We start from the raw sequence: 24,184 nt of genomic DNA on the forward strand, positions 1-24,184 counted from the left end.
TGTCGCGGACGCGATGCGAGAAGCCGTGGTGGTTTCCAGTGAAGGATGGCTCGACGACTCGTTCGCCTACGCGGAGCCGTGGGGCTTCGGTCCAGAATCGATCTCACTTCCCGTGAGCATCTGGCACGGCCGCGACGACACGGCGTCCCCGCTTGCGCACGGCCGATGGCTCGCGGGGAACATCGAGGCCGCCGAGCTTCGCGTGCTCGACGGCGGTCACTACGCACCCCTCGTCGCCTTACCTCAGGTCTGGACGTGGGTGCGCGAGCGATCAAGAGCGACATCGCGACCGGGTGCGAGTGTTCCGCTGGTCACGTGTGGTGGGCCCCCGGGGACTTGAACCCCGAACCTGCGGATTAAGAGTCCGTTGCTCTGCCGAATTGAGCTAGAGGCCCGCCGAAGCTTACCAACGGCCAAACCTGAGGTGCCGGGCGACGCAGCCATGGAGCGGCGTGCTTTGGGGTGAGTGACGGGATTTGAACCCGCGGCCTCCTGGACCACAACCAGGCGCTCTAACCGAGCTGAGCTACACCCACCACGTTTGCATCTCACACGATACCAACGGGTTCCTCGACCTCGCGAGCACCCCGGTCGACGTCGAGGAGCGTCCCACGGCCGAAGACCCACGCGGCCATGTAGAGGACCGCTGCGACCACGAGCAGGGATCGGTATCCGACGACGAGCGCCGAGTACTCGAGCACCCCGCCGACCATGGCTCCGAGCAAGTTCGTGCCGAACGCGATCGTGGAGGATCCGACCCGGCGGAACCGCTCGGCGAACACCAGGTTCGCGAAGAACACCGGCGCGAACGCGAGCGTCGTCGCAGCGACGAAGCGTGGCGTGAACGAGAGCGCCAGGAGCGCCTCTTGGGGCACGGCCCAGGCGACCGCGAGCGAGACGAACAGGGGCGCGAACAACCACGACGGTCGGCGGAACGAGACCCGCTTCGCGACCTCGACCGCCGCGAGAACGGTGAGCAGGATGCCCCCGAACACCAGAGCGTTGACGAACCACGTCGTGCCGAACAGCAGCGCGAACTGCACGACGTTCTTCGTCTCGAGCAGCAAGAACGCCGCTCCCATGAAGAACAGGTCCAGGTACCCGGCCATCGGCCGGAACGGGCCGGCGGCCACGCGCACGACGGCCGCCGACGCGAGCAGGATCAGGGCGAGGCTCACCACGTACTGCGTCGGGATCGTGCGACGCATGAGGTAGGGGAACGGGTGATCGTCGGAATCCGGCGCGGGCACGGGTCCGCTCGCTACCCAGGGCGTGTCGCACGTGAGGCCGTCGGGGTCGGTGTTGATGGTGAGTACCGTCTGGTACCGGACACCGACGCGGGTCCGTTCGTCGATGCACGGCGGGTGGCCGAAGACCTCATCGAGGGTGCCCGCGTACCGGTCGATCACGGTCGGCGTGTAGAAGTGGTACATCCCGAGCGTGCCGCCGGGCTCCAGGTGGTCCCTGACCTCCCGCATCGCCTCCTCGGTGAACAGGTAGCTCTCGAGCCGCAACGACGCCTGTCCTGCGATCAACGTGTGCGAGTCGGGCAGGGCGAACAGGATCAGGTCGTATCGCCGGTCGGCGTCGTGGAGGAACGCACGCCCGTCCTGGATGTGCACGTCGACCGCGGGATCGTCGTATGGCCGGTCCGGATGTCGATCGCGTCCAAGCGCCTGGATCACGGGGTCGATCTCGACGGCGTCGACGTGGTCCGCGCCGCGCGAGAGCGCGATCGCGACGTCGTTGCCGCTGCCGGAACCGACGATCAGCACGTCACCGAGCGGGTTGTCGGGGTCGTGCTCGTAGACGTCGTAGCGGAACGGCTGGTCCGAGCGGAGTACCCCGATCGGCGTGATCTCCTGATGGGGAAGGCCGTTCACGCGCAGATCCACCGAACCCGGGCCTGCCTGGTCGCCGAGGTGTACGCGGTAGTACGGGGACCACCACGTGTCGGGTGCGAGCGACAGCGCCGCCAACACGGCGACCATGGCGATCCCCGCCGCCACCGTCGCCCACGATCGGCGGCCTCGATCGACCAGCAGGCTGAGCGCCACCACGGCGACGCCCCAGACCACGGGCGGCGCCAGGAGGAACGAGATCGCGGAGAAGCCGACGATGCCCAGCACGCTGCCGGCGATGTCCAGCCGGTAGGCCTCGAGCGGCTTGAACCCTGCGAAGAGCCTCGCGACGCCCTGCGCGATCGATGCCATGACGGCGAACGACAACGCGAAGATCACGGGGAGCGAGATCCAGATGGGCAGCGGTGGCAGCCCGAACGACCCCTGCAGGACCCGCTGACCGTCGATGCGACCGGCGCTGACCGGGAAGCAGGCGATGAACAGCGTGAGCGCCAGCAGCACGTACGGGGTCCACCGTGCGAGATCTGCCGATGAGCGTGCTCGGAGGAACCCCACGCCAACACCGAGGAAGCTCGCGAGCAAGACGAAGTTGGTGAAGAACGACAGGTAGACGACGTAGGCGCCCGTGTAGCGGATCAGCCCGAGCTCCACGAAGAGCATCAGGCAGGAGAGGAGGACGAGTCGCACCGCCGGGTTCGCCCGGTCGCGCGGCTGGGGTGCGACGGTCGTCGGATCGAGTGTGGTTGCCAGAGGGAGCATCCTCTCACGCCCGACCTATCCAGGGGATCGAGCCTGGGGTATCATCTCCGGCAAGTTTGAATCGCCGTTCAATCGCCGCCCTCGCGGGCGGCTGCGGCGGTTCCTCGAAGGAGGAGATCGCACCATGGCATCACAGGTCGAGTTCGATCTGGGCCTGATCGACAGCTTGATCCAGCGTGAGGAAGCCGCGCTCGAGCCGACCCGGCGTGCGTCGATCGAGTACCGCGCCACCGCCGATCGGTTCGTGGCCGGCGGCGTCGCGTCCAGCTGGCAGGACTCGCCGCCGCACGCGATCTTCATCGACCGCGGCAAGGGCAACCACCTCTGGGACATCGACCAGAACGAGTACATCGACTTCCACCTCGGGTATGGCGCGATGGTGGTCGGGCATGCGCACCCGAAGATCGTCGAGGCGATCCAGCGCCAGGCCGAGCTGGGCACCCACTTCGCCCAGCCGACGAAGCATCTCGACGTGATCGGCGAGAACCTCGCCGAGCGGTTCCAGCTGCCGCTGTGGCGTTTCTGCAACTCGGGCACCGAGGCGACGCTCGAGGCCGGACGCCTGATGCGTGCGAACACGGGCCGCGATGTGCTCGTGAAGATCGAGGGCACCTACCACGGGCACCACGACTCGCTGATGTTTTCCGTGGCGCCCGACCAGGCCGACATGGGGCCGCGCGATCACCCGAACACGGTGCCGCAGGCGATGGGCATCCCGCAGGCGTTCGCCGACCTCGTGCGTGTCGTGCCGTTCAACGACCTGGAGGCCGCGCGCAGGGTCTTCGCCGAGAACGAGGGGAAGATCGCCGGCATGATCGTCGAGCCAGCGATGATGAACTGCGGCGTGATCTTGCCCGAGCCCGGCTACCTGCAGGGCCTGAAGGACCTCTGCCACGCGAACGGGGCCTACCTCGCCTACGACGAGGTGAAGACGGGCGCGACGCTCGCCTACGGCGGCGCCGGCGAGGTTTTCGGCGTCGTGCCCGACATCATCTGCCTGGCGAAGGCGATCGGGGGCGGCACGCCGTGCGGCGCGATCGGCGCAACGCGCGAGCTCTACCAGCCGATCATCGACGGCACCTACGACATGGCGGGCACGTTCAACGGGAACCCGCTGACGATGGCCGCCTCGCAGGCCACGCTGCTCGAGGTGCTCGTGCCCGACGCCTACGAGGGGTTCAACCGCATCGACAAGGCGATGAAGGACGGTCTCACATCGGTGATCGAGAAGACCGGTCTGCCGGCGTACGTGAGCGGCGTGGGCGCGAAGGGCTCGGTGATCTACTCGACGAATCCGGTGCGCGAGTACCGCGACGCCGTCGGCATCGACGAGCGCATCAGCTACCTCGCATGGCTGTTCCAGCAGAACCGTGGGGTCTTCAAGTCGCCGTGGACGAAGCAGGAGACCTGGACGCTGTCGGTGTGGCACACCGAGGACGACGCCGCGCGCTACGTGGCCAACTTCGAGGAGTTCGCCACGGCCGTGACGGCGTAGCGTGATGACGACGAAGCGAGCGATGGGGGAACCGCGATGAGCAGCACCGAGACCGTAGAGATCGACCTCGGCCTGGTCGAGGAGCTGACGAAGCGAGAGACAGCGGCACTCGACGAGAAGCACGCGCGCTCGCTCAGCTATCGCGAGGAAGCGAGGACCCATCTGCCCGGCGGCGTCTCGTCGTCGTGGCAGACCTGGCCTCCGCACCCGATCTACGTCGACCGCGGCGAGGGCTCGCGTGTCTGGGACATCGACGGCAACGAGTACGTCGACTACCACAACGGCTACGGCGTGATGGTGATGGGCCACGCCCACCCGAGGATCGTGGAGGCCGTGCGGGATCGGGTGGCGAAGGGAACGCACTTCGCCCAGCCGACCGAGGATGCCCTGCCGGTGGCCGAGCAGCTCGCGGAACGCACCGGGCTCCCGTACTGGCGCTTCGGGAACTCGGGGACCGAGGCGACGCTCGACGCGGTGCGCATCATGCGCGCCTCGACCGGGCGTGACCTGATCGTCAAGATCGAGGGCACTTACCACGGGCACCACGACGCGCTGATGGTGAGCGTGTTCCCGCCCGAGGACAAGGCGGGGCCGCGAGAACGGCCGAACTCCGTACCGCAGACGGCCGGGCTGATCCCCGGCACGCTCGAGTCGGTCGTCAACGTGCCGTTCAACGATCTCGAGTCCGCGCAGCGCGTGTTCGCCGAGCGAGGCGACGAGATCGCCGGCATGATCATCGAGCCGGTGATGACGAATTGCGGCGTGGTCCTGCCCGACAACGGCTACCTCGACGGACTGAAGGAGACCTGCCACACGCACGGGGCGATGTTCGCCTACGACGAAGTGAAGACCGGTTTCACGGTCGCGTGGGGCGGCGCGATCGAGGCGTTCGGCGTGCAGCCCGATCTCGTGGCCTTCGCGAAGGCGCTGGGTGCCGGGCTGCCGTGCGGCGCGATCGGCGGCACCGAGGAAGCGATGGCCGGGGTGATCGCCGGCGACATCGACCAAGTGGGCACGTTCAACGGCAACCCGCTCACGATGGCGGCGGCGAAGGCAAACCTCACCGAAGTGCTCACCAAGCCCGCTTACGCGCGGCTGGACGAGATCAACGCGATCCTGCACCGCTGTGAGGAAGTGATCGCGAGCTACCGTCTGCCGGCCTCGATGAAGACGCTGGGCGCGAAGGGCTCGATCGACTGGAGCACGACGCCGATCCACGAGTACCGCGACCTCTGGAAGATCGACGACCGCGTGCCGCAGCTCGCGTGGCTCTGGCAGCTGAACCGGGGGGTCTTCAAGTCGCCCGGATCGAAGTGGGAGAGCTGGACGACGTCGATCGTGATGAGCGACGCCGACGCCGAGCGCTACGTCGAGAACTTCGAGAGCTTCGCCGAAGCGATCACCCGCTAGTCCAGCGCAGACGAGGGATCGTCCCGACCGCCCACGGACGGGTCTTCGGGCGCGCTCTCGGCCACCATGACGGCCACCGACGAGCCGTCGTCGCGTGCCAGCAGCGCGTAGGCCAGCTCGACCTCCGTTAGGCCGACGAACGCACCCATGGTGAGGATCAACGGCACCGAGACCACGAGCTCGACCAGGACGTCGGCCTCGTGTCGAACGTGCAAGAGCCACTGGTGGGCGGCGATCTCGATCCCGAGCGGAACACCGATCGCCAGCAGGGTGAGCAGCAGATGCCGTGAGGTGAGCCGCAGCGAGCGAGCAACCGCCGGGAGCGCCCGAGCACGCTCGATGTTCACGACCGGGCCGACGATGCCGAGCATCGCGACCAGGATGAAGCCGGGCACGACCCCGAGCGCCGACGCGAGCCCGACGAGCACACCCACGACCAGGTCGGCGCCGACCAGACGCCAGATCGGCAATGCCCGCACTCCCTCGACGATCGATGGCCGATGCCCGTCGCGGATCACCGATCCCACCAGCTCGTCGAGGACGCCGGCGTACACGATCGTGCCGAGGTTCGTGAGCAGGGCCGCGATCACCGCGACGACGAGGACCGCGATCAAGCGGTCGTCGAGCGGTCCGTCCTTGAGCTCGTCGAGGAGTCGTCCACTCCCGATGCCGAGCGCGACCGGTGGGAGCAGCAGCACGAGGGCAGCGCCGGCCACGCGCGCCGGCTCTGCCCGGTAGAGGCGCAGAGCGGCGGCGAACACGTCGAGGACCCGAAGGTTCGCGACGTGGGGATGTCGATCGGCGGGGTGCATGTCCGGGCCGAAGCCTAGACTGCGCGCCGATGGTCGGTGCGACCACACTCCGGCTCGACCGGCGCGCGGCACGACGGCTCTGCGTGCAGGGCCAGCGTCTGGCCGCTCCACGCCCTTCGTCGATCGCCGAGGTCGTGCACGACCTCACGATGGTGCAGCTCGATCCCACCCAGGTCGTCGCCCGCACCGAGCATCTCGTGCTGTTCTCGCGGCTCGGGCGTCGCTTCCGGGTCGACGAGCTGGAACGCTTGCTGTGGATCGACCGCTCGTTGTTCGAGTACTGGGTGCACATCGTTCCCACGAGGGACTTCTGGGTGCACCGGGAATCGATGCGGCGCTACCCCTCGGGCGGACCGCACGGCGGGCTCGCCCGGCGCCGGTACGTCGCCGAGTGGCTCGCGGCCAACGCGTCGTTCCGCCGCTACGTCCTCTCCGAGCTCCGGCGTCGGGGTCCGCTGCGGGCCCGAGACCTCGAGGACCGCGTCGCCGACGGCTGGCGCACCGGGGGGTGGAACGACGAGGGACGCAACGTCGCGACGCTGCTCGATCTGCTCTGGCATCGCGGCGAGGTGATGATCGTCGGTCGGGACGGTCAGCAGCGCCTGTGGGATCTGGCCGAACGCAGCGTGCCGGTTCGGGAGCCCCGTCGGCCGGCCGCCGAGGTGGCCCGGGAGACCGTCGAGCGCCAGTTGCGCGCCCGGGGCGTGGGCACGCCGGCGCAGTTCGGCAGGCTCTTCGACGGCCGGCCCGACGGATGGGAGCGTGCCCTCGAGCGGCTGGTTCGTGACGGCATCGCGGTGCCGGTGACGATCGACGGCATCGCGAAGGGTGACTGGTACGCCCACGCCGAGGTGCTCGAGCGCTCCTGGAGGGCGCGCACGGTCGTGCTCTCGCCGTTCGACGATCTCGTGAGCGACCGTGACCATACCGAGGCGCTGTTCGACTTCCGCTTCCGCCTCGAGATCTACGTGCCGAAGGCGGAACGACGGTGGGGGTACTTCGTCTTGCCGATCCTGCACGGAGACCGCCTGATCGGACGTGTCGACCCACGGTTCGATCGGGCGACACGGGTGCTGCACGTGCGGGCGGTGCATGCCGAGCCGGTCACGGGCGAGCGCGACGGGGCGGCGGCGGCTCGTGCGATCCGCGAGCTCGCGACCTGGCTGGGAGCCGGCGAGATCAGGGTCGAGGGCCCGGTGCCGCGGGGTTGGCGTCGGTCGTTCGACGCGTGAGTCGGCGGGCGTAGAGTACGCCGATGAACGGGCTCGACAACGCCGATGACGAGGTCGAGGTCGTCGACCTGCTGGGCGATCTGGGTGAGCGGCGACGGCTGAGCTGGCAGGAGCGGCTGGCCGGAGCCGATCGGTACGGGGTGCTGTTGATCCTGATCGCCGTGACGATCGTCGCCACCGTCGTCCTGGATGAGCATCAGTGGGAGCGTCTCGTCTCGGTGGCGCTGATCGGTCTGATGCTCGTGTTCGCGATGCGCACCTCCCAGGCCCCGAAGTCCTGGCAGTGGATCGCACTCGCCGTGGTGCCCGTGATCGTGTTCGCCACCGCCTTCGCAGCCGCACGCGGCAGCGAGGGCTCGACGATCCGCGCGGTGGTCGCCGCGTTCGTGACCCTGTTGCTCCTGGCCGTGCAGGTCGCGATCGTGCGACGCCTGTCGACCCACCTCACGATCTCGTGGAACACGATCATGGGCGCGCTCTGCGTGTACCTGCTCTTCGGGATGATCTTCTCCGGCGTGTACGCGGTCGCGGGCCACCTCGAGAACGGACGGCTCTTCGTGCAGCAAGAGTCGTTCACGAGCACCGACACCCTGTACTTCAGCCTGATCACGCTGACGACCGTCGGCTACGGCGACCTCACGATGCGTGCTGATCCGATGCGCATCACCGCCGCGATGGAGGCCCTGCTCGGGCAGATCTACCTGATCACGGCCGTGGCGCTGCTGGTCGGCAACCTCGGCCGCCGACGCCGCCGCGCCTCGAGCGAGGACGACCAGTGAGGTCGACCGTGGTCAGTGCCGGGTTTTGAGTCCGACCTCGAGCATGGGGCACATCGGCGCCGTGACGCCGCCGAACGTCCGGGAGATCGGCTGGAACGTGAACGACTTGGCGTCGTAGACGCCGACGGCGGTCACGGTGCCGGTGAAGCGCACCAGCTCGGCGATGCCCGAGAAGCTCCCGTCGTCGAACCAGAAGCCCGAGCCCTTCTGCACCAGGGTGTAGGTGCCGTCGTCGTTGCGGGTGATCGAGGTGGTGCCCACCGTCTCGATCGGGGTCGTGGGACCGTCCGTCCCCCACTCGAAGACCGTCACCTGTTTCCCGGAGATGGTGCGCGTGTACAGCACGAGCTCGTCGCTGAAGGTGCTGGTCGCGCGTTGCTCCAGGCGGTCGGAGGCGGTGATGTCGATCGGGGCGCCGTCGTCGTCGCAGACCTTCTCGAACTTCGCGCGGTCGCGCCTGGGGACGGATTCCTTCAGGGTGATGTCGGCCCACGCGGGGGCGCTGATCGCCAGCAGTAGCACGAGAGCCGTCGGGACGAGCAGGAAGCGGCGCATCGGGGGGACTCCTCCTGTTCCATGGGTTGGTCGTCGGGCGGCGGTACGGGCCCGCGCGCCGAGCGCATCTTCTCACGCGCGGGCCGTGCCCGGAAGGGGCTCGGGGCCCTAGACTGCGCGGACGATGGCCGAGCCGATCGTGGGCGTGATCATGGGATCCCGGAGCGACTGGGAGACGATGCGACACGCCGTCGAGACCCTGGAGCAGCTCGGTGTGCCCGTCGAGACGCGCGTGGTGAGCGCGCACCGCACCCCCGACCTGTTGTTCGAGTACGCGTCCACGGCAGCCGGTCGCGGTCTCCAGGTGATCGTCGCCGGTGCCGGTGGGGCCGCCCACCTGCCCGGCATGGTCGCGGCCAAGACCCACCTGCCGGTGCTCGGCGTGCCGGTGGAGTCGCATGCGCTGAAGGGCATGGACTCACTGCTGTCGATCGTGCAGATGCCGGCGGGCGTGCCCGTCGGCACCCTGGCGATCGGTCGATCGGGCGCGGTGAACGCGGCGCTGTTGGCGGCGTCGGTGATCGCCCTGCACGACGAGGGGGTGCTCGAACGCCTCGTGCGCTTCCGCGACGAGCAGACGGCGACCGTGCTCGAGCATCCCGATCCCGCCGGATGAGCCCGGCATGACCGACGTCGGCATCGTCGGCGGCGGTCAACTCGGCCGCATGCTCGCCCTCGCAGGCCACGAGCTCGGCATCGGGTGCGTGACGCTCGATCCCTCCCCTCGGTCGCCCGCAGCCGGCGTTGCCCCCGCGATCGTGGGCGAGTACGACGACCGCGACCGGCTCACCGAGCTCGCTGGCCGATGCGACGTCGTCACCTACGAGTTCGAGAACGTGCCGGTCGAAGCCGCGCGCTTCGTCGAGGCGCTGCGTCCCGTGCTCCCGCCTGCGGCTGCGCTCGAGGCTGCGCAGGACCGGCTGGCCGAGAAGGAGCTTTTCACCGCCGTCGGGCTGCCGGTGCCGGTGTACGCGGCCGTGGACTCGTGGCAGGGCCTCGACGACGCGCTCGAGCGCATCGGCGTGCCGGCGGTGCTGAAGACCCGGCGCCTGGGCTACGACGGCAAGGGACAGGCGGTGATCCGCGACCCGCTGCTCGCCGAGGACGCCTGGCGATCGTTGGGAGAGGTGCCCTGCCTGCTCGAGGCGCTCGTCGACTTCGACCGCGAGCTGTCGATCGTCGCGGTTCGCGGCAGCGAGGGCTCGAGAGCGGCTTATCCGGCCGTGGAGAACAAGCACCGCGACGGCATCCTGCGTCGCACCCGCGCGCCCGCACCCGGCCTCGACGCCCACGTGCAACGCGCCGCCGAGTCGCATGCCTTCTCGCTGATGGGTGAGCTCGAGTACGTGGGCGTGCTCGCGATCGAGTTGTTCCAGGTGGGGGACTCGCTGCTCGGCAACGAGATGGCGCCGCGGGTGCACAACTCGGCGCACTGGACGATCGAGGGTGCCGAGACATCGCAGTTCGAGAACCATCTGCGCGCCGTCTGCGGGCTGCCGCTCGGGTCGACGGATGCGGTCGGGGTGAGCGCCATGGTGAACGTGATCGGCGAGATGCCCGAGCGTGCCTCCGTGCTCGCGGTGCCCGGCGCACACCTGCATGACTACGGGAAGGAACCTCGCCCCGGCCGCAAACTGGGACACGTCACGGTGTGTGCCGCCGACGAGGCGACGCTCGAGGAACGGCTCCGGGCCGTGCTGGGAAGCCTCGCCTCACGGGTGGACTAGCATCCCCGTCCATGCGAACGGTGCCCCGCCCAGACCTCCGCCGCGCGATCTTCCGTCCCGCCGTCGCGGCCGCCCTGATCGCCTTCGTCATCCCGCTCCTGCCGATGTACGGCGGGGAAGGGACAGGGTTCGTCTTCTCGTTGGGCTTCCCGCTGCGAGCGATGATCCAGTTCCTCCTGGGGTACTGGACCAACGCCGTGGTGGTGGCGGCCGGGATCGTGTTCCTGGAGCGCGACCTTGTTGGCGTCTCGGGTGGCGTCTTCGCGGCGGTGGCGCTCGGCCTCGCGATCACCATCGTCACGCAGATCCTCGCGACGGTACCCGACTTCGGGCACTGGCAGACAGTCGTGCTCTTGATGCTCGAGATCGCGCAGGCGATGCTCCTCGTGCTCGCCGCGGCCAGAGCGATCGGAGCGTCCCGCGCCGACCAGCGCCGATCCGACCGTGCGGCCGACGAGGGGGAGCCCGGGGTGTAGGTCCCGAGCCGTTGAAACTCTCAGTGCACGGCCGAGGTGTGAGGGTGGATCCTCGGCGCCGTCTCGACCGCATGCCGGGCCGTCGCGATCAGCCACTTCGCACCGATGAGCGCGGCCAGGCCAAGGAACCACGGCTGCGTTCCGGCGATCAGCCCGCCGACGATCAATGCGATCGCCACGGGACCGAGCAACATGTCCGCCGCAAGGAACGGGTCGTGCAAGGCGAGGACGGGATGCCTGAACGCCACGCTGTCCCAGAAGGCATAGCCGCCGATGGCGCACATCGGAACGGCCAGCAACACCAGCGCGACGACCCCCGTCCTGTCACTCTCCAGCAGCGGCCACCCCCAGGACCCCGAAACCGCCAGCACGACCATCGCGATCAGCCCCGCGAAGACTGCGGCCACGCCATCCCTCCAGTTGAGTCGCATCGTCGTCCCCCTCCCTTCGAACGACCTCCACCTTCATGGTCGCACCGTGCGCGACCACGCACGGGGGTCGTCTGGACCTCACTCGGATGGACGTCGACGAGGGCTCCTTGCCACGTGCGCTGGGCGGGTACCAGGGGCGTGATCGTGGCGCCGGGCAGTGCGCGCCGGGGAGGATTCGAACCTCCGGCCCGCGGATTAGAAGTCCGCCGCTCTGTCCCCTGAGCTACCGGCGCGTCCGGACAGCCTAGCGCGGGGGTCTCGGCGCCTGGAGCCGTCCAGTCGGAAATCCCACACGCGCGGGGGGTGCGCTCCTATCGTGGGCCGGTCCTCGCGGGCGCGGAGCCGCGCCTGCTCATGAAGGGGGAGACGAGATGGACCTGCTCGCGCAGTCGAGCGACGGAGGCGGATCGGCGATCCTGTGGCTGCTCTACGTGGCCTTCATCGTCGTGTACCTGGTCGCAGCGTGGATCGTCTACACGAAGGCGGGCGAGGAAGGCTGGAAAGCGCTCATCCCGATCTACAACGTTTGGGTACTGCTGAAGATCGTCGGCAGACCCGGGTGGTGGCTGATCCTCTTCCTGATCCCGCTCGTGAACTTCGTGATCTGGATCATCGTCTCGATCGACCTGGCGAAGAGCTTCGGCAAGGGAACGGGATTCGCACTCGGGCTGATCTTCTTCGCGCCGATCTTCTACATGATCCTCGCGTTCGGCGACGCCACGTACCGGGGCCCCGCCGCGGCGCCGGGAGGTGGCTCCGCGCCGCCGGCGATGCCGCCGGCGCCGGCCTGATCGATCGACGTTCCGCGAACGAGGGGCGGTCCATCGGACCGCCCCTCTCGCATGTGGGAGCGGGTGACGGGAATCGAACCCGCATAGCCAGCTTGGAAGGCTGGAACTCTGCCATTGAGCTACACCCGCAGGTGCCCTCGGCACGTCTGCAGAGCCTAGCAACCATGCGCGCTGAGATACTGCGTCACCATGAAGGTCCCCTTCCGGCTGCTCGACGTGTTCGCGGAGACGCCGTTCTCAGGCAACCAGCTCTGCGTGGTGCCCGATGTGCCCGATGGGCTCGGCGGTGACACGATGCTCACGCTTGCGCGCGAGATCGGATTCTCGGAGACGACGTTCGTGACGGCGGTGCGCGACGACGGTTACGACGTGCGCATCTTCACCCCCGACGCCGAGCTTGCCTTCGCTGGGCACCCCACGATCGGCACGGCGTTCGTCATGGTGGCCGAGGAGCGGGTCGCGCCTTCGCTCGTGCAGACGTCGGCCGCCGGCGACGTGCCGGTCGAGGTCGATCTCGCGAACGGACGCGCGACGATGCACCAGCTGCCGTCGGCGTTCGGCGAGCCGTTCGACGATCGTGCCGCGGTCGCGACCGCCGCGGGCCTCGATGCTTCCGACCTGATCGCGGACCTGCCGGTCGTGGCGGTCTCGGCCGGCATCGCGCACCTGATGGTGCCCGTCCGCGACGAGTCGGCGCTGCGGTCGGCGGAGCGCGATCCCAGAGCGTGCACCGCGGTGTGTGCGGCGGCCGATGCCGAGTCGCTCTACCTCTTCACGGTGCGCGGCGACGGCGACGTCATGGCGCGCATGTTCGATCGGTTCCCGGCGATCGGGGAGGATCCGGCGACGGGTTCGGCGGCAGGCCCTCTCGGCGCGTATCTCTCGCGGCACGGGCTCGCCGGCATGCCGGGCCGGGCGGTGGTCGCCCAAGGCGAGATGGTCGGGCGACCCAGCTTCCTCCACGTGCAGGTCCGGGCCGACGGTGACTCGTGGGCGATCGAGGTCGATGGCGCGGTGCGACCCACGGGCGAGGGGACCTTTTCCTTCTGAGCGTGGCTCAGCCCTGGCAGGCGACCGCCGGTCGCTCCACCACGGTCTCGCCTTCCGCGGCCTCGACCTCGGTGTAGAGCGAGTACGTGTCGCCGACCGCGACCGGCCCGTCGCTCTCGTAGACGGTCGTGCCGCTGGCGGTGAACACCGCTGACCCGGCGTCCGCGGGCACCACGACGCACCGAACCGCGCCATCGCCTCCACCGGTGTTGGTGACGTCGAACCGGTAGCACACGGGGACGCCCGAGCCGACCGGGCAGTCGACCGCCTGCGCGGTGGCGACGGTGAATTCCGGGTCGGCAACCGGACCCCGCGTCTGCAGCACGAAGAGCGCGACGCCGATCGCGAGCCCCGCGACGAGCAGAACGACGAGGGCCATGTACCAGATCGTCGATCGGTTCTGGGGAAGCAGCTGCACGCCGCAACGGTAGACGGGCTACTTCGGCTCGCGCAATCGGTCCTTCGGTACCGTTCTCGGCCGTTGGCCACCTACAATCGGGCCCACGGGGCGTAGCGTAGCCTGGGAGCGCACTTGCTTTGGGAATCCCGACGTGAACGGTGTGCCTGACCTGCAGGTTTGCAGCTCGCGGGGGAGCGAGAAGCCCCCAGCTATGTGCGGTGGCTCAGAGCTCCCTCATCAGATGCCCGATCCGTTCGTGCAGGGCGGCGATGGCGTCAGCCGGGGTGTCGTCATCCGGATCTTTGGCCTTGTTCTCGATCCACTCGTCGGCAAGCGCCTGGAGGAAGTCGATCACGCATTCATCGAGCGTCGGATCGCCGATGCGGGCCGTCGCGCCACGCATCCTGAACATGACTCGGGTGCGGTCGGCGATCTCGTCGACGGGCGTCCTACCAGAAGGGCCGGGGAGCGTGCTTGCCCAGAAGGGCCGGGGAGCGTGCTTGCCCAGAGGACCCGTTCCCCGGCGAGATGGACGTATTCACCGGCCAGTTCCTGCAGGAGGAGGAGGTCGGATATGCGCCGCTCCCGGGCGGTACGTCGGTCGCCGCGCTTGGATTCCAGCCAGCCGGTCACGAGCTGATCGGTGACGACGATGGTGCCCCCGACGAGCGTTCCGACGACGCTCGCCCAGAACGGGTCAATCGCACCGATCATCCGGCCCAGGGTAGTCCGTGCGCCAGTGAATGTGCGGCACAGGCCCCTGGCCAACGAGTCGCTCTTCCTGCTCTGCGGTCACTCGGACTACTGTCCTGTCCCAACGTGGAATGTTGGCTGGGTCTCCTCGTTGCCTTAGCTGTGGCGTTGGCAATCTGGGGCTCGATCTCCTACGCCAAAGCGAGGGCGAGAGCACGACGCGAGCCATTGGCCAAGGCCGAGGCAGCGAAGCAGCGAGAGGGTCGGTCTGTCTCCTGTGTGGAGCCAAGGGGTCGTACTCGCACCCTTGCACAGTCAAGTCCTCGTCCGTGATGTGGCGACGGAGCAGCAGGAGTTACAACCGCCGGTATCCGGGGGTGATTTACGCCGCCAATCGCCGGGTCTGACGCTGCGGTCATGCCTCGCACACGGAGCGTTCGGCGATTGTCTGCGCGGACCGGGCGATCCGCACGCTTCAGTACGGACGTGCCTCGTGGGCAAGGGACCCTTCGTCCAGACCTAGTGGGGGCGGTGGAACGGAGAAAGGAACGCGGTCTGGTGGCGAGCCCGACCCGCCGAGATGGGCGGAGGGGCGGCCTTCCATCAAGCGTGACGATCCTGTGGGGTGACCGATGCTTCTATTGCGGAGCCGGTGGGCCGCTCGTTCGGGAACACATGCTGCCGCTCGCCAGGGGCGGTGCGAACTCGCTGGACAACCTCGTGCCCGCTTGCCCTCGGTGCAACGGTCGGAAGGCTACGAGGACGGTGGCCGAGTACGTGGCGATGATTGGTCGCGAGCACCCCTGGGGTCTTGACTACCTCACCCAGGAGCAACCGAACGAAGAGTGGCGTCGAATTGCGCAGCTCGTCCGTGAATCAGGTGCGCTGGTCGTGAAATCAGGGCAGGACAAGCACCTGCCGCCGATGGGTAGCCTCGAACGACGTACAGCTCACATGGCCGCGAAGGCATTCGTTGGTGTCGAGTCGCATAGCGAAGGGCAGAAGCGGAAGCGCCACGTTGTCATCGGCCCCGATCCAGCTAAGTGGCACTGATGCATGACTCCGAGCATGTCTTGAAATCTCTGCAGACCCTCCCGCCGCGCCTCCGCGCCGACCTCGCGCGACACCTTCGATGCATCCACGAGGCCCGCGCCGAGGAGCGCGAACGCCTGCGGCCCGATCCGCGACTCGCCGACTGGCTCGACCTGCTCGACGAGCTCGAGGCGAGCGGGCCACTCATGCGGGAGGTCGTGCGGGATTCGCTCGAGGCGATCCCGACTCCGCCTGCCGGCCGCAGGGGGTAAACAACCCGGCGGAAATACATGGTGCGGGCGGCTCGTGGGTAAGAATGTCAGTGATGTTCTTCTCAGCCCGTGCTCTCCTGGACGACCCACAGGCGTTCTCGCCTTGGCTCCGGGCCGAGTTGCTGGGGTATCTCCGTTGCCCCGAGGACGTGCGGGAGGCAGTGCGGCAGCGTCTGCGTGAGGGTCCGTCGTTCGCGGGCTGGTGCGACCTCCTGGATGAGATCGAGGCGGGCGGTGAGGAGATGCGAGCCGTGCGCGACTCGCTCGAGGCGACCGCGAGCTCGGCTCACTAACGCGCCCATCCACACAGCTCGACGATCCGCCCCTGCAGGTCGTTCCGTGATGTGCAGCTCTCTGGCTTCGAGGTCCCGGTAGTGACGCAGGGTCAAGTCCAACATCCGGCCATCTCGACCTCTGGTGAGGTTTCGCCCGGGTCGGTCGTGGGGAAGATGACTTGCAATGGAACGCAGTGAACGCCTCGAGCAGATCCTCGTGGCGACCGCGCCGAACGAGATCTCGACGGCCTTGCCGGACGCCCGCGCATGGCTCGCATGGCTCAGGGACACCCTCGTGACCATCAGGCCGCATCCTCCATGGTCGACCTGCTCAGTGTGGAGCGGCATGCCCTGGGCGTATCAGCCTGACAAACCCGGAAGGAAGTGAAGAACATGAAGAAGATCGCCGTGATGGTGGCAAGTGCCATCGCCTTCGTGACGATGGCCTCCACCACTGCACTCGCTGACTACACCGAGTCCCCGCCGCCCGAGAACGTGGTCGAGGGTGCGGGAGGGGTCGCCGGCAACGGTGGAGCGGACGCGACGGCCTTCACGGGTGGCGACACGTCGACGGCCGTGATCGTGGCGGTCGCGTTGGTCGCAGCGGGGCTCCTCGCTCTGTGGTTGGCCCGCCGGCGGGCCAAGCAGGCGTCATAGGGGCGCCGGGGCCAAAGGAGACTATCCACTCCTGCAGGCTCTCGTCGATGGCTACCTCGAGCATCTTGCCGCGACGCCAGTTCACTAACGCGGCCATCCGCACAACTCGACGATCCGCTCGTACAGGTCGTTTGTGATGTGCAGCTCGCCGGCCTAGAGGTTCCGATATTGACGAAGCGTCAGGTGCAGCTGTCCGGCCATCTCGATCTCTCGCAGGCCCATCCGCTCCCGGTCACGTGGCAGGTGCTGAACCAGGATAGGGAGCATGGCTCAGGTTAGTCCGAGGCTAGGACGGCCCGGTCCCTGAGCTCGTGGATGGACGCTGGACCCCCGTGCAGTCCGCTGAAGGCTGGGGCACCAGCCATGCTCGTCTCGCTTTGAATCGTTTGCAGAGCAGGATCGTGGGAAAGCTCTTACCGGCGAAGACATACTGCGAACGCTCAAGCGAAGGGAAGCCTCATCCTACGCAGAGAAGTAGTCCTCCCGGTGCACCGCAGCGCCGGGCGACTAGCCCGAGCTGCCTTGGACGAGGCTATCCCGCCCCCAGCGCTCAACGGGCGATCGGATGGCCCCCGGCTCGCCGTCAGCGAACTGGTGAACAACGCGGTGCGCCATGCAGGAATGCAGCCCAACTCTGGCCTGCTCCACCTCCGTATCGAGGCGGATGATGACCACGTTCACGTCGAGGTCGAGCAGCCCACTTCGGCAAGTGGTGTGCATATCGTCGAGCGACCGGGCACCGCGGGACGCTCCGGTGGGTTCGGCCTCGCACTGGTTAAGGCGTCGGCGGATACCTGGGGCTTCGAGCCAGGGCCGCCTGGGCGCGTGTGGTTCGAGTTCAGGGTCTGATGCAGGAACGTTAGACGGCTCGTTCAGGCCAGAGCCGCTTCAAACGAGACCGCAGCCAACCGACGCGCGAGACGGTGGCATCGGCAGCGATGGCCGCATCTTCGAGGACCTCGGCAACCGCGGGATCCTCGTTCATCTCCACAGCCATCTCGACCTTGGCTACGGTCTCCTCGGATGACGTGAGACTGGCCTCCGCGGCCACGTCCATGATGTGCGACTGGTCGGTCATCGCAGGCTCCCCGTCCCTGAAGAACACTCGCCCGAAGAATCGGAATGGCGCATGCTACTTGGGCCACGGCCTCCGCGCCAAGACCTTCGTCCGAAACGAAGGCGAGGTGGTACTGGATGCGGACGGCGCGTCGCGCTGCCCGTCCGCGCCCAGCGTGAGCCACTGCGACACCGAAAGGGGTTAGGCGGCGCGGCTCACGTCTCGACGATCGCGACGCCGCCTGCGGACCGCAGGGAGTGACGATCTGCGGATATGCATGGCGCGGGCGGCTCGTGGGTAGGATCGTCCGCGATGTCCTTCTCAGCCCGCGCTCTCCTGGAAGACAACCCGCAGGCGTTCTGGGCCGAGCTGCTGGGATATCTCCGCTGCCCCGAGGACGTGCGGGATGCGGTGCGTGAGCGCCTACGCCAGGATCCGTCGTTCACGGAATGGTGCGACCTCCTCGACGAACTCGAGGCGGGCGGTGAGGTGATGCGGCAAGCCGTGCGCGACTCGCTCAAGGCGACCGCAAGGTCGGCTCATTAACGCGGCCACCCGCACAGCTCAACGATGCGCTCGTACAGGTCGTTCGTGATGTGCAGGTCGCCGGCTTCGAGCGCGGAGAGTCAGCCTCTGGCCTCCAGTCGTTCTATCTCCAGCCGTGCCCGCAGGTCGTCGTCGGCTTCCAGATCGGCCAGCAGGTCACCGATGCCAGGGTTGCGGACCAGCAGCTCGGCGATGATGTCGGCGGAGTCGCATAGCAGGAACGCGATCAGGTCATCGCGGAGCGCCAGGCGGGATCGCGCTAGCCATCGCGGTGAGACTAGTTGAGGATCTCCGAGGAGCGGTCCGGTGTAGGACGGACGGGCGGCGGGTAGACGGGAGCTTGTGCTGACGGATTCGCAGGCCCCCATCGCACCAATCGCGATTGCCGCGCTCGTGATTTGCAGCGGTCTTACCGTCTTGACCGTCGCATGGCTCATTCGCCGTCCGCAATGGCCTGCGAGGCCAAAGGTGATGCTAGGGATCCCGGCGGCGGCCACGGTGCTCTTCGTCGGCTGCAACGTCTTGTGGCCTTCGTCAGCGAGGGAAGGGGTCAGCGCCGCCTCCGAGAACGGCCTCGGCTGGGGGGGACCCTCGCTATTCGTGATTGAGGCACCGGAATTCTCGCGTCCCGTCGGGGATGCCAGGTCGGATGACGAGCATGACAAGGCTGGACTCAGCTCGCCAGGGATCCAGCCGCCGCCGGCGACAGCAACCCATCGACCGACGGATGAGCTGGGCCCAGGTTCAGACCCAACACCCCCGGCCCACGCTGGACCTCCGGCCCACGCTGGACCTCCGGCCCACGCGAAGGCTCCTGTGCACGCTGGGCCCCCCTCGCATGCCGGACCCTCGTCTTAGCCGGGCCAACCGCACAGTTCCACGATCCGTTCGTAGGAGCAAACATCGGACAGAGTGCATGGTGCGGGCTGCTCGTGGGTACATCTCGTGGGCCATGTCCTTTTCAGCCCGCAGTCTCCTGGATAGCCCGCAGACGGTCTCGCCTTGGCTCCGGGCCGAGTTGCTGGGTTATCTCCACTGCCCCGAGGACGTGCGCGATGCAGTGCGTGAGCGCCTACGCCAGGATTCGTCGTTTACGGACTGGTGCGACATGCTCGACGAACTCGAGGCGGGCGGTGAGGTGACGCGGCAAGCCGTGCGCGACTCGCTCGAGGCGAGCGCGACGCCGGTTCACTAACGCGGCCATCCGCACAGCTCGACGATCCGCTCGTACAGGTCGTTCGACTTCATCAGGTCCCTCGTTCGAACGCTCGGTACTCGGCGAGCGTGAGCCCCAGCCGGCCCGCCATCTGTATGGGTCCTAGACTCAGAGTCGTGACTGAGGAGCCGCCAGACTCACGTGAACTGAGCGAGCACCTGCGTAAGGTGCGCGACGCAGTGGACTCCATGCGGGTGACTAGACGCGAAGTCGTGACTGAGGAGCCGCCAGACTCACGGGAACTGAGCGAGGACATGCGTGAGTGCTACCGGCTTCTCACAGAGAAGGGTGTGGAATGCGGCCTCGACCTCGACGGCTTGCTCGATGTGTGTGATCTGACGATGGACGATCTCCAGGTGGTCGGCCAGCAAGTGAACTTCCCACCCGCACGCTTGGGGTCTTTCGAGCCGCTCTGGTCATTTACCGAGGTCGAGAGGTGGCTCGGCCCTGCCGACTAGATCCCCACGCCGAGTGCTGCACCTCACAGAGCGCGGACTACCGCGGCCATCCACATGGCTCGACGATACGCTCGTACAGGTCGAAGGTGATCTGCAGCTCCCCCGCTTCGAGAGACCGGTACTCCCTCAGTGTGAGGTGCAGCCGTCCCGCCATCTCTACCTCGCGGAACCCCATCCTCTCCCGGTCACGTGGAAGGTGCTGAACGATGATCGGGAGCATGGCCCAGGCTGGCGGGAGGCGCGGCCGGAACGCGGAGGTCGCCTCGCGCGACCTACCCTCGGCGTCGCTTCAGAACGAAGTACGCGACGATCGCGACCACGATAAGTACCAAGATCAGCGATCCACCGGTGAGCAGGTTGTCATCACCGGCGTTGCCCTCATCCTCGCACGCTGCCAAGAACACCAATAGCGGCAGTACCGCCACCCGTAGCCGCTCCATCGCATTCCCCTCTCGATTGCGCCGACTCTACCCCGAGGATCTCGGCCGACTCACCCGACCCCGGTTCTCAACCCTCTGTCGGGAGCCGCCGCCGACGTGAGGCCATCTGCGAGTCGCAGGTCCGATGTTGAGACCCCCACCCGCCGCAGCCCCGATCGGATCGCGTTTCGACCCTGTTTCGACGCCGCCGCCTGGTCGTAGGCCTCGACGGCGACCTCAATGACGATCCCCTTGATGGTGTCGCCAACGAGCTTGGCGAACGCGCTCGCCCTGTCGATGTTAGGCCACCGGGTGAGGGTCCTCCTGAGGATCCGTTCGATCTCCCTGGCCCTGTTACTGGTGGGTCGACGACGTAGGCGCGCCGCACGAAGTAGATCACGCGCTGACGCTATCGGCAGTCCCCGCTGGCGCTATGGGTCATCCGTCCCTTCATCAGGGGGTCGCGCGGCCCGAAGGTTCGGCCCTGGGCTCTCGTCGCTCGGGGGTCCCTGCGTGTCTCGACCAATCCAGGCTCGCCCCCCGTTGACCACCGTGTCCGACGGCCCCAGGATGGTTGCCCACCAACGGAACCGGAGGAACGGATGAAGAACCTCGCTCGGTGCGCTCTCGTGCTCACTTTGACCGCGATGCTCGTCGTCACGCTCGTCGGTTCAGCGTCGGCGGGCCAGATCATCACTTACCGCGGTGAAACCTCCCAGGCCGAGCCGGTTCGTCTGGAGATCTTGAAACGTGAGAGCGGGCGCCGCTTCCTCCGCAGCTTCCTCATCTTCTTCACCGTGACCTGTGAGGACGGCACGACCGGTTCGTTGCACGGGGTCGGCTTCTCCCCGCGGCGGCTACGCCTCGGCGAGAGCGGGGAGTTCCAACTCGACAGGCGCCCGCAACCGTCAGCGCCGTCCCACAAATCCTTCCACCTCGCCGGGACCGTGCGATTCGGTTCCGCCGAGGGAACGTTCGAGTTGAACTATGCGAGCTTGACCGAGGACGATCAGGCTCAGCTCTGCACGACGGGAGTCGTTGACTGGTCGGCCGATCGAGACGGATCGAGGCTCGCACGGATCACCCGCACATCCCTTCCTGAAGGTGTGACGTTCCTCGAGATCGATCGGCGCGGCGAGCTCGCGGTGGTCGCCGCGCCGTAGAACGAACAAGCGTGCCGGAGTCAGCCGAGCTTCGCGCGCTGGTCGGGCAGGGCTACGTGCGCGTCATCGACATCGCCCCGATCCTCGGCGTGACCAAGCAGCGCGTGAGCCATATCGTCACCGAGCGCGATGACTTCCCGAAGCCGGCGAACGTGATCGGACGGCATCGCTTCTGGCGACGCAAGGACGTGGAGCGGTGGCGGAACGCACAGCCGAAGACCTGGACGTCCGCCGAGTCGTGAAGGTCATCGCCGATCGCGGAGTGCGTGAGCACTCTGGACCGCCTCCCCACCATTCGCCAATCGTTTGGGACAGGGTTGTTCGGGTATCAGCCATCCGACCGCTCCATTATCGGGAAAGACGGAGGAAAGTAATGCAGAGGACAGAGCACGAAGACCCGAAGATTCGGGTGACGGATGATGAAGACCATCGGAGGGTGAAGGATCGCCGGACGAGCCGCAGCAGTACCGCTGCACCCGCTCTGATCGTCGGCTCGCTCATCCTCATCGTCGCGTCGTTCCTGGACTGGATCGACGGACGAGAGCTGGCCATCACCGATCCGAACGGGTTTCAGCTCCCGGACGGGCGCATCGCTCTCGCGATCGGCGCGGCGATGCTCGTCATGGGCATCGTGATGGCGGCGAACAAGCGGGTGGGCACCTGGTTCGACGCGGATCTGCTTGGCGTCACCCTGTCCACCGTCGCGCTTGTCACCGTGGTGAGTTTGTGGGTCTACCTCGCGTCGGATGAGCGCTCCCCGGACGTGGGCCTGTACGTGGCAGCAGCCGGTGCGTTGATCGCGATGGCTGGCTCACTCATCGCCCTACTGCGCAGCGGGTCGGACAGGGCGACCTGGGACGACAAAGGCGAAGGTGACGTGGGCAGGAACCGTCGTCTCGCCTGATCAACCCTTCACACGACAGCAGGCAGGGCCCCGGCGAGCAGCCGGGGCTTTGTCATGGCTGGGAATGGCCCAGACCAGACCAGAGTGGACGCGATCGAGACTCGCCTGGTCACAAGAAGAGGACGGCCGCCCAAGCGGCCGTCCTCTGGGCTCCGTCGGATTGGAGCGGTTATCGCCGGGGAGTTGAGGGGTCCCGACGACCGACAAGATGTACCCGGGGCGGGGTACCACGAAACCTAGCGAAGCAATACCCGGGAAGCCTTGTTCCGCGGTTTAGCGTGCTGCAGAGCGCGCCATCTGCGCAGGCGGCGCTCGAACGATGCCTCGAGTCTGTCGGCTGTCATCTCAGCCAGTCGGGTGCGGTCGATGCCGTAGCGGCGAATCGAATTATGCCCGGTGAGTCGGCGAGTCCTGGCGGCCGACGTGTAGGTCCGGCGGTCGTCGCGGCCGAGCTCGATCGGCCTTGGCTCGTCCGCCAGCTCGCCGGCGACCTCGTTCAACGCGGCGCGGCGTTCGGCTGTTGTTGTCCCACCGAAGCCTCCGGTGACGGTGAACTCCTCTTCGCCGAGGGCGTCGAGCAGACACTGACGACGGACGGGGCATCCCGCGCAGACCTCGAACGCGGACACGACGGTCGAGGGTGCGTGACGGAGGCTGGCGCCGTACGATCCGGAAGATTCGGGGATGAAGTTCCACTCGTCGTACGGCGGTTGAGCGCAGAGTGCGTCACGGACCCACGATCGCCCGCGTCCGAAGATCGCATCGAGCACGGATGGAACGACGCTCGGAGACACGCGTTGAAGGCGAAATTCCCCGGGCACCGCCCCACGCTGGGGTGCGAATCAAGGGGGTCGACCGGGGGGTAGTGGGTCCGTTTTGAATGAGTCCCCCCGTTGACGTACTTCAGCCGAGACAACACCCGGGACCAACGGAGAATTGCCACCCGCCCGACACGCCGCTAAATTCCGGTTGATGGCCCAAGGCTTCTCGACCGAGGTCAACGCAACGGACGAGGCGACGGTCATCCACGTCCGCGGCGAGATCGACATGGCGACCGCGGGACGGCTGCGAGACGCCATCGAACCCCACATGGGTCCGGAGCAGACCATCGTTTTGGACCTCTCCGACGTCGAGTTCATGGACTCGTCGGCCCTGCACGTGCTTGTCCAAGCGCGCGGTCGACTCACAGAGAACGGCGGCTCACTAGTCCTCCGCAACCCGTCGCGCGCCGCGCACCGGCTACTCACCGTCGCCGGCGCCAACGACCTCCTCGAAACTGACGCCCAGGATCACCCCTCAGATTCAAACTGACCCACTACCGACCGGAGGGACCCGCCGACGAGCAGAAGGGAGAACACCCGCCGGCGGGCCGCCCGGCCCTTACTCGAGGAGCGTCTGAGGGGACCCCCCGAGATCATCACGTCACGGCTTGCGGAAGAGGCCTCGCCGCGCCTTCCGCGCCTTCACGACCCACGCCTCGCGGTCGTCGACGATCTCACCTGCGTGTACCCGCACGAGGGAGCCGTCCTCGAGCGTGAAGTGGGCTTCGGCCGTCACGACCAGCGCATGCGGGCTCGCGGCCGTGAGTTGACCGGGAAGCACGATCCGCGAATCGTCGACGGGCTCGGCGGGCTCGCCTGCCAGCGCGACGCGTGCCTGACCGACCTCCTCGCTCGTCGCGCCGTCGACGACGAACAAAGCTTCGCGGCCGAC

The 24,184-nt window shown here is 67.5% G+C and carries 32 protein-coding genes and 4 tRNA genes; 21 read left to right on the forward strand and 15 right to left on the reverse strand.

Features of this window, described 5'->3' with window-relative positions:
- A partial coding sequence (locus VFI59_02110) for a hypothetical protein (protein HET6712490.1) occupies positions 1 to 340 on the forward strand: 340 nt, incomplete at its 5' end.
- Here VFI59_02110 and VFI59_02115 read toward each other — a convergent pair.
- The 3 genes from VFI59_02115 to VFI59_02125 all read right to left on the reverse strand — a co-directional run bounded on the left by VFI59_02115 (position 319) and on the right by VFI59_02125 (position 2,549).
- Positions 319 to 395, reverse strand: a tRNA-Lys gene (locus VFI59_02115). The genes VFI59_02110 and VFI59_02115 overlap by 22 nt on opposite strands.
- A 63-nt stretch (positions 396 to 458) precedes the next feature.
- Positions 459 to 536, reverse strand: a tRNA-His gene (locus tag VFI59_02120).
- Between the two features lie 12 nt (positions 537 to 548).
- Entirely contained in the window at positions 549 to 2,549 is a 2,001-nt protein-coding gene (locus VFI59_02125; protein HET6712491.1) for a spermidine synthase, read from the reverse strand.
- A gap of 196 nt (positions 2,550 to 2,745) precedes the next feature.
- Here VFI59_02125 and VFI59_02130 point away from each other — a divergent pair, with 196 nt between their 5' ends.
- Both VFI59_02130 and VFI59_02135 read left to right on the forward strand, forming a co-directional pair.
- Positions 2,746 to 4,116, forward strand: a complete 1,371-nt coding sequence (locus VFI59_02130) for an aspartate aminotransferase family protein (protein HET6712492.1) — start codon at positions 2,746 to 2,748, stop codon at positions 4,114 to 4,116.
- Between the two features lie 36 nt (positions 4,117 to 4,152).
- Positions 4,153 to 5,526 (forward strand): aspartate aminotransferase family protein, encoded by a 1,374-nt coding sequence (locus VFI59_02135; protein ID HET6712493.1) that lies wholly within the window; start codon positions 4,153 to 4,155, stop codon positions 5,524 to 5,526.
- Here VFI59_02135 and VFI59_02140 read toward each other — a convergent pair.
- Positions 5,523 to 6,338 (reverse strand): hypothetical protein, encoded by an 816-nt coding sequence (locus VFI59_02140; GenBank protein HET6712494.1) that lies wholly within the window; start codon positions 6,336 to 6,338, stop codon positions 5,523 to 5,525. The genes VFI59_02135 and VFI59_02140 overlap by 4 nt on opposite strands.
- A gap of 29 nt (positions 6,339 to 6,367) precedes the next feature.
- On the opposite strand from VFI59_02140, the gene VFI59_02145 reads away from it, so the two are divergent.
- Both VFI59_02145 and VFI59_02150 read left to right on the forward strand, forming a co-directional pair.
- Positions 6,368 to 7,570 (forward strand): crosslink repair DNA glycosylase YcaQ family protein, encoded by a 1,203-nt coding sequence (locus tag VFI59_02145; GenBank protein ID HET6712495.1) that lies wholly within the window; start codon positions 6,368 to 6,370, stop codon positions 7,568 to 7,570.
- 23 nt (positions 7,571 to 7,593) lie between these two features.
- Positions 7,594 to 8,349 (forward strand): ion channel, encoded by a 756-nt coding sequence (locus VFI59_02150; protein HET6712496.1) that lies wholly within the window; start codon positions 7,594 to 7,596, stop codon positions 8,347 to 8,349.
- 12 nt (positions 8,350 to 8,361) lie between these two features.
- Here the strand turns inward: VFI59_02150 and VFI59_02155 are convergent, their stop codons facing one another.
- Complete coding sequence (locus VFI59_02155; protein HET6712497.1) at positions 8,362 to 8,904, reverse strand: hypothetical protein; 543 nt, start codon at positions 8,902 to 8,904, stop codon at positions 8,362 to 8,364.
- A 124-nt stretch (positions 8,905 to 9,028) separates the two neighbouring features.
- On the opposite strand from VFI59_02155, the gene purE reads away from it, so the two are divergent.
- Genes purE through VFI59_02170 form a run of 3 tightly spaced genes read left to right on the forward strand, consistent with a single transcriptional unit; the run spans position 9,029 to position 11,107 of the window.
- Complete coding sequence (purE, locus tag VFI59_02160) at positions 9,029 to 9,520, forward strand: 5-(carboxyamino)imidazole ribonucleotide mutase (protein ID HET6712498.1); 492 nt, start codon at positions 9,029 to 9,031, stop codon at positions 9,518 to 9,520.
- A 7-nt stretch (positions 9,521 to 9,527) separates the two neighbouring features.
- Positions 9,528 to 10,631, forward strand: a complete 1,104-nt coding sequence (locus tag VFI59_02165; GenBank protein HET6712499.1) for a 5-(carboxyamino)imidazole ribonucleotide synthase — start codon at positions 9,528 to 9,530, stop codon at positions 10,629 to 10,631.
- 11 nt (positions 10,632 to 10,642) lie between these two features.
- Positions 10,643 to 11,107 carry a hypothetical protein gene (locus VFI59_02170; protein ID HET6712500.1) on the forward strand — a complete coding sequence of 155 codons (465 nt, stop codon included), beginning with the start codon at positions 10,643 to 10,645 and terminating at the stop codon, positions 11,105 to 11,107.
- Positions 11,108 to 11,127: 20 nt separating this feature from the next.
- Here VFI59_02170 and VFI59_02175 read toward each other — a convergent pair whose 3' ends face one another.
- Positions 11,128 to 11,538 (reverse strand): hypothetical protein, encoded by a 411-nt coding sequence (locus VFI59_02175; protein ID HET6712501.1) that lies wholly within the window; start codon positions 11,536 to 11,538, stop codon positions 11,128 to 11,130.
- 160 nt (positions 11,539 to 11,698) lie between these two features.
- Positions 11,699 to 11,771, reverse strand: a tRNA-Arg gene (locus VFI59_02180).
- A 138-nt stretch (positions 11,772 to 11,909) separates the two neighbouring features.
- Between VFI59_02180 and VFI59_02185 the strand changes: the two genes are divergently transcribed.
- Entirely contained in the window at positions 11,910 to 12,329 is a 420-nt protein-coding gene (locus tag VFI59_02185; GenBank protein ID HET6712502.1) for a DUF5684 domain-containing protein, read from the forward strand.
- A gap of 58 nt (positions 12,330 to 12,387) precedes the next feature.
- On the opposite strand, the gene VFI59_02190 is transcribed toward VFI59_02185, so the two are convergent.
- Positions 12,388 to 12,458 (reverse strand) — tRNA-Gly (locus tag VFI59_02190).
- Between the two features lie 60 nt (positions 12,459 to 12,518).
- On the opposite strand from VFI59_02190, the gene VFI59_02195 reads away from it, so the two are divergent.
- Positions 12,519 to 13,379: a PhzF family phenazine biosynthesis protein gene (locus tag VFI59_02195; GenBank protein ID HET6712503.1), complete on the forward strand. Its 861-nt coding sequence runs from the start codon at positions 12,519 to 12,521 to the stop codon at positions 13,377 to 13,379.
- 7 nt (positions 13,380 to 13,386) lie between these two features.
- On the opposite strand, the gene VFI59_02200 is transcribed toward VFI59_02195, so the two are convergent.
- Both VFI59_02200 and VFI59_02205 read right to left on the reverse strand, forming a co-directional pair.
- Positions 13,387 to 13,797, reverse strand: coding sequence for a hypothetical protein (locus VFI59_02200; protein ID HET6712504.1), 411 nt, complete (start codon positions 13,795 to 13,797; stop codon positions 13,387 to 13,389).
- 205 nt (positions 13,798 to 14,002) lie between these two features.
- Positions 14,003 to 14,191 carry a hypothetical protein gene (locus VFI59_02205; protein HET6712505.1) on the reverse strand — a complete coding sequence of 63 codons (189 nt, stop codon included), beginning with the start codon at positions 14,189 to 14,191 and terminating at the stop codon, positions 14,003 to 14,005.
- Between the two features lie 1,046 nt (positions 14,192 to 15,237).
- Between VFI59_02205 and VFI59_02210 the strand changes: the two genes are divergently transcribed.
- The 4 genes from VFI59_02210 (at position 15,238) to VFI59_02225 (ending at position 16,708) form a co-directional block, all read left to right on the forward strand.
- Complete coding sequence (locus VFI59_02210) at positions 15,238 to 15,525, forward strand: R3H domain-containing nucleic acid-binding protein (protein HET6712506.1); 288 nt, start codon at positions 15,238 to 15,240, stop codon at positions 15,523 to 15,525.
- Between the two features lie 20 nt (positions 15,526 to 15,545).
- Entirely contained in the window at positions 15,546 to 15,776 is a 231-nt protein-coding gene (locus VFI59_02215; GenBank protein HET6712507.1) for a hypothetical protein, read from the forward strand.
- Between the two features lie 53 nt (positions 15,777 to 15,829).
- Entirely contained in the window at positions 15,830 to 16,069 is a 240-nt protein-coding gene (locus VFI59_02220; protein ID HET6712508.1) for a hypothetical protein, read from the forward strand.
- A gap of 375 nt (positions 16,070 to 16,444) precedes the next feature.
- A complete protein-coding gene (locus VFI59_02225) occupies positions 16,445 to 16,708 on the forward strand; it encodes an LPXTG cell wall anchor domain-containing protein (protein ID HET6712509.1) in 264 nt (87 codons plus the stop codon).
- Between the two features lie 859 nt (positions 16,709 to 17,567).
- Here VFI59_02225 and VFI59_02230 read toward each other — a convergent pair.
- Positions 17,568 to 17,786 (reverse strand): hypothetical protein, encoded by a 219-nt coding sequence (locus VFI59_02230; protein HET6712510.1) that lies wholly within the window; start codon positions 17,784 to 17,786, stop codon positions 17,568 to 17,570.
- A 291-nt stretch (positions 17,787 to 18,077) separates the two neighbouring features.
- On the opposite strand from VFI59_02230, the gene VFI59_02235 reads away from it, so the two are divergent.
- The gene (locus VFI59_02235) at positions 18,078 to 18,311 is read left to right on the forward strand and encodes a hypothetical protein (GenBank protein HET6712511.1); all 234 of its coding nucleotides are present in this window, start codon (positions 18,078 to 18,080) and stop codon (positions 18,309 to 18,311) included.
- Between the two features lie 80 nt (positions 18,312 to 18,391).
- On the opposite strand, the gene VFI59_02240 is transcribed toward VFI59_02235, so the two are convergent.
- Positions 18,392 to 18,808, reverse strand: coding sequence for a hypothetical protein (locus VFI59_02240; GenBank protein ID HET6712512.1), 417 nt, complete (start codon positions 18,806 to 18,808; stop codon positions 18,392 to 18,394).
- A gap of 551 nt (positions 18,809 to 19,359) precedes the next feature.
- On the opposite strand from VFI59_02240, the gene VFI59_02245 reads away from it, so the two are divergent.
- Both VFI59_02245 and VFI59_02250 read left to right on the forward strand, forming a co-directional pair.
- Positions 19,360 to 19,506 (forward strand): hypothetical protein, encoded by a 147-nt coding sequence (locus VFI59_02245; protein HET6712513.1) that lies wholly within the window; start codon positions 19,360 to 19,362, stop codon positions 19,504 to 19,506.
- Positions 19,507 to 19,643: 137 nt separating this feature from the next.
- Positions 19,644 to 19,985 (forward strand): hypothetical protein, encoded by a 342-nt coding sequence (locus tag VFI59_02250; protein ID HET6712514.1) that lies wholly within the window; start codon positions 19,644 to 19,646, stop codon positions 19,983 to 19,985.
- A 272-nt stretch (positions 19,986 to 20,257) separates the two neighbouring features.
- Here VFI59_02250 and VFI59_02255 read toward each other — a convergent pair whose 3' ends face one another.
- On the reverse strand, positions 20,258 to 20,425 hold the full coding sequence (locus VFI59_02255; protein ID HET6712515.1) for a hypothetical protein: 168 nt from the start codon (positions 20,423 to 20,425) through the stop codon (positions 20,258 to 20,260).
- Between the two features lie 581 nt (positions 20,426 to 21,006).
- Here VFI59_02255 and VFI59_02260 point away from each other — a divergent pair.
- The 3 genes from VFI59_02260 (at position 21,007) to VFI59_02270 (ending at position 22,471) form a co-directional block, all read left to right on the forward strand.
- Entirely contained in the window at positions 21,007 to 21,567 is a 561-nt protein-coding gene (locus VFI59_02260) for a hypothetical protein (GenBank protein ID HET6712516.1), read from the forward strand.
- Between the two features lie 11 nt (positions 21,568 to 21,578).
- Entirely contained in the window at positions 21,579 to 21,809 is a 231-nt protein-coding gene (locus VFI59_02265) for a hypothetical protein (GenBank protein HET6712517.1), read from the forward strand.
- 131 nt (positions 21,810 to 21,940) lie between these two features.
- Positions 21,941 to 22,471, forward strand: a complete 531-nt coding sequence (locus tag VFI59_02270; GenBank protein ID HET6712518.1) for a hypothetical protein — start codon at positions 21,941 to 21,943, stop codon at positions 22,469 to 22,471.
- Positions 22,472 to 22,707: 236 nt separating this feature from the next.
- Here VFI59_02270 and VFI59_02275 read toward each other — a convergent pair whose 3' ends face one another.
- On the reverse strand, positions 22,708 to 23,292 hold the full coding sequence (locus VFI59_02275; protein HET6712519.1) for a WhiB family transcriptional regulator: 585 nt from the start codon (positions 23,290 to 23,292) through the stop codon (positions 22,708 to 22,710).
- 151 nt (positions 23,293 to 23,443) lie between these two features.
- Here VFI59_02275 and VFI59_02280 point away from each other — a divergent pair, with 151 nt between their 5' ends.
- The gene (locus tag VFI59_02280; protein ID HET6712520.1) at positions 23,444 to 23,782 is read left to right on the forward strand and encodes an STAS domain-containing protein; all 339 of its coding nucleotides are present in this window, start codon (positions 23,444 to 23,446) and stop codon (positions 23,780 to 23,782) included.
- 111 nt (positions 23,783 to 23,893) lie between these two features.
- Here VFI59_02280 and VFI59_02285 read toward each other — a convergent pair.
- On the reverse strand, positions 23,894 to 24,184 hold a 291-nt coding region (locus VFI59_02285; GenBank protein ID HET6712521.1), incomplete at its 5' end, for a hypothetical protein.

Source organism: Actinomycetota bacterium, from assembly GCA_035697485.1.
Lineage (GTDB): Bacteria > Actinomycetota > UBA4738 > UBA4738 > HRBIN12 > JAOUEA01.

Coding starts and splice junctions, on each gene's coding strand:
- VFI59_02130 (HET6712492.1), top strand. CDS start 2,746: ATGGCATCACAGGTCGAGTTCGATCTGGGCCTGATCGACAGCTTGATC.
- VFI59_02135 (HET6712493.1), top strand. CDS start 4,153: ATGAGCAGCACCGAGACCGTAGAGATCGACCTCGGCCTGGTCGAGGAG.
- VFI59_02140 (HET6712494.1), bottom strand. CDS start 6,338: ATGCACCCCGCCGATCGACATCCCCACGTCGCGAACCTTCGGGTCCTC.
- VFI59_02145 (HET6712495.1), top strand. CDS start 6,368: ATGGTCGGTGCGACCACACTCCGGCTCGACCGGCGCGCGGCACGACGG.
- VFI59_02150 (HET6712496.1), top strand. CDS start 7,594: ATGAACGGGCTCGACAACGCCGATGACGAGGTCGAGGTCGTCGACCTG.
- VFI59_02155 (HET6712497.1), bottom strand. CDS start 8,904: ATGCGCCGCTTCCTGCTCGTCCCGACGGCTCTCGTGCTACTGCTGGCG.
- purE (HET6712498.1), top strand. CDS start 9,029: ATGGCCGAGCCGATCGTGGGCGTGATCATGGGATCCCGGAGCGACTGG.
- VFI59_02165 (HET6712499.1), top strand. CDS start 9,528: ATGACCGACGTCGGCATCGTCGGCGGCGGTCAACTCGGCCGCATGCTC.
- VFI59_02170 (HET6712500.1), top strand. CDS start 10,643: ATGCGAACGGTGCCCCGCCCAGACCTCCGCCGCGCGATCTTCCGTCCC.
- VFI59_02175 (HET6712501.1), bottom strand. CDS start 11,538: ATGCGACTCAACTGGAGGGATGGCGTGGCCGCAGTCTTCGCGGGGCTG.
- VFI59_02185 (HET6712502.1), top strand. CDS start 11,910: ATGGACCTGCTCGCGCAGTCGAGCGACGGAGGCGGATCGGCGATCCTG.
- VFI59_02195 (HET6712503.1), top strand. CDS start 12,519: ATGAAGGTCCCCTTCCGGCTGCTCGACGTGTTCGCGGAGACGCCGTTC.
- VFI59_02205 (HET6712505.1), bottom strand. CDS start 14,191: ATGTTCAGGATGCGTGGCGCGACGGCCCGCATCGGCGATCCGACGCTC.
- VFI59_02220 (HET6712508.1), top strand. CDS start 15,830: ATGTTCTTCTCAGCCCGTGCTCTCCTGGACGACCCACAGGCGTTCTCG.
- VFI59_02225 (HET6712509.1), top strand. CDS start 16,445: ATGAAGAAGATCGCCGTGATGGTGGCAAGTGCCATCGCCTTCGTGACG.
- VFI59_02230 (HET6712510.1), bottom strand. CDS start 17,786: ATGACCGACCAGTCGCACATCATGGACGTGGCCGCGGAGGCCAGTCTC.
- VFI59_02235 (HET6712511.1), top strand. CDS start 18,078: ATGTCCTTCTCAGCCCGCGCTCTCCTGGAAGACAACCCGCAGGCGTTC.
- VFI59_02255 (HET6712515.1), bottom strand. CDS start 20,425: ATGGAGCGGCTACGGGTGGCGGTACTGCCGCTATTGGTGTTCTTGGCA.
- VFI59_02260 (HET6712516.1), top strand. CDS start 21,007: ATGAAGAACCTCGCTCGGTGCGCTCTCGTGCTCACTTTGACCGCGATG.
- VFI59_02270 (HET6712518.1), top strand. CDS start 21,941: ATGCAGAGGACAGAGCACGAAGACCCGAAGATTCGGGTGACGGATGAT.
- VFI59_02280 (HET6712520.1), top strand. CDS start 23,444: ATGGCCCAAGGCTTCTCGACCGAGGTCAACGCAACGGACGAGGCGACG.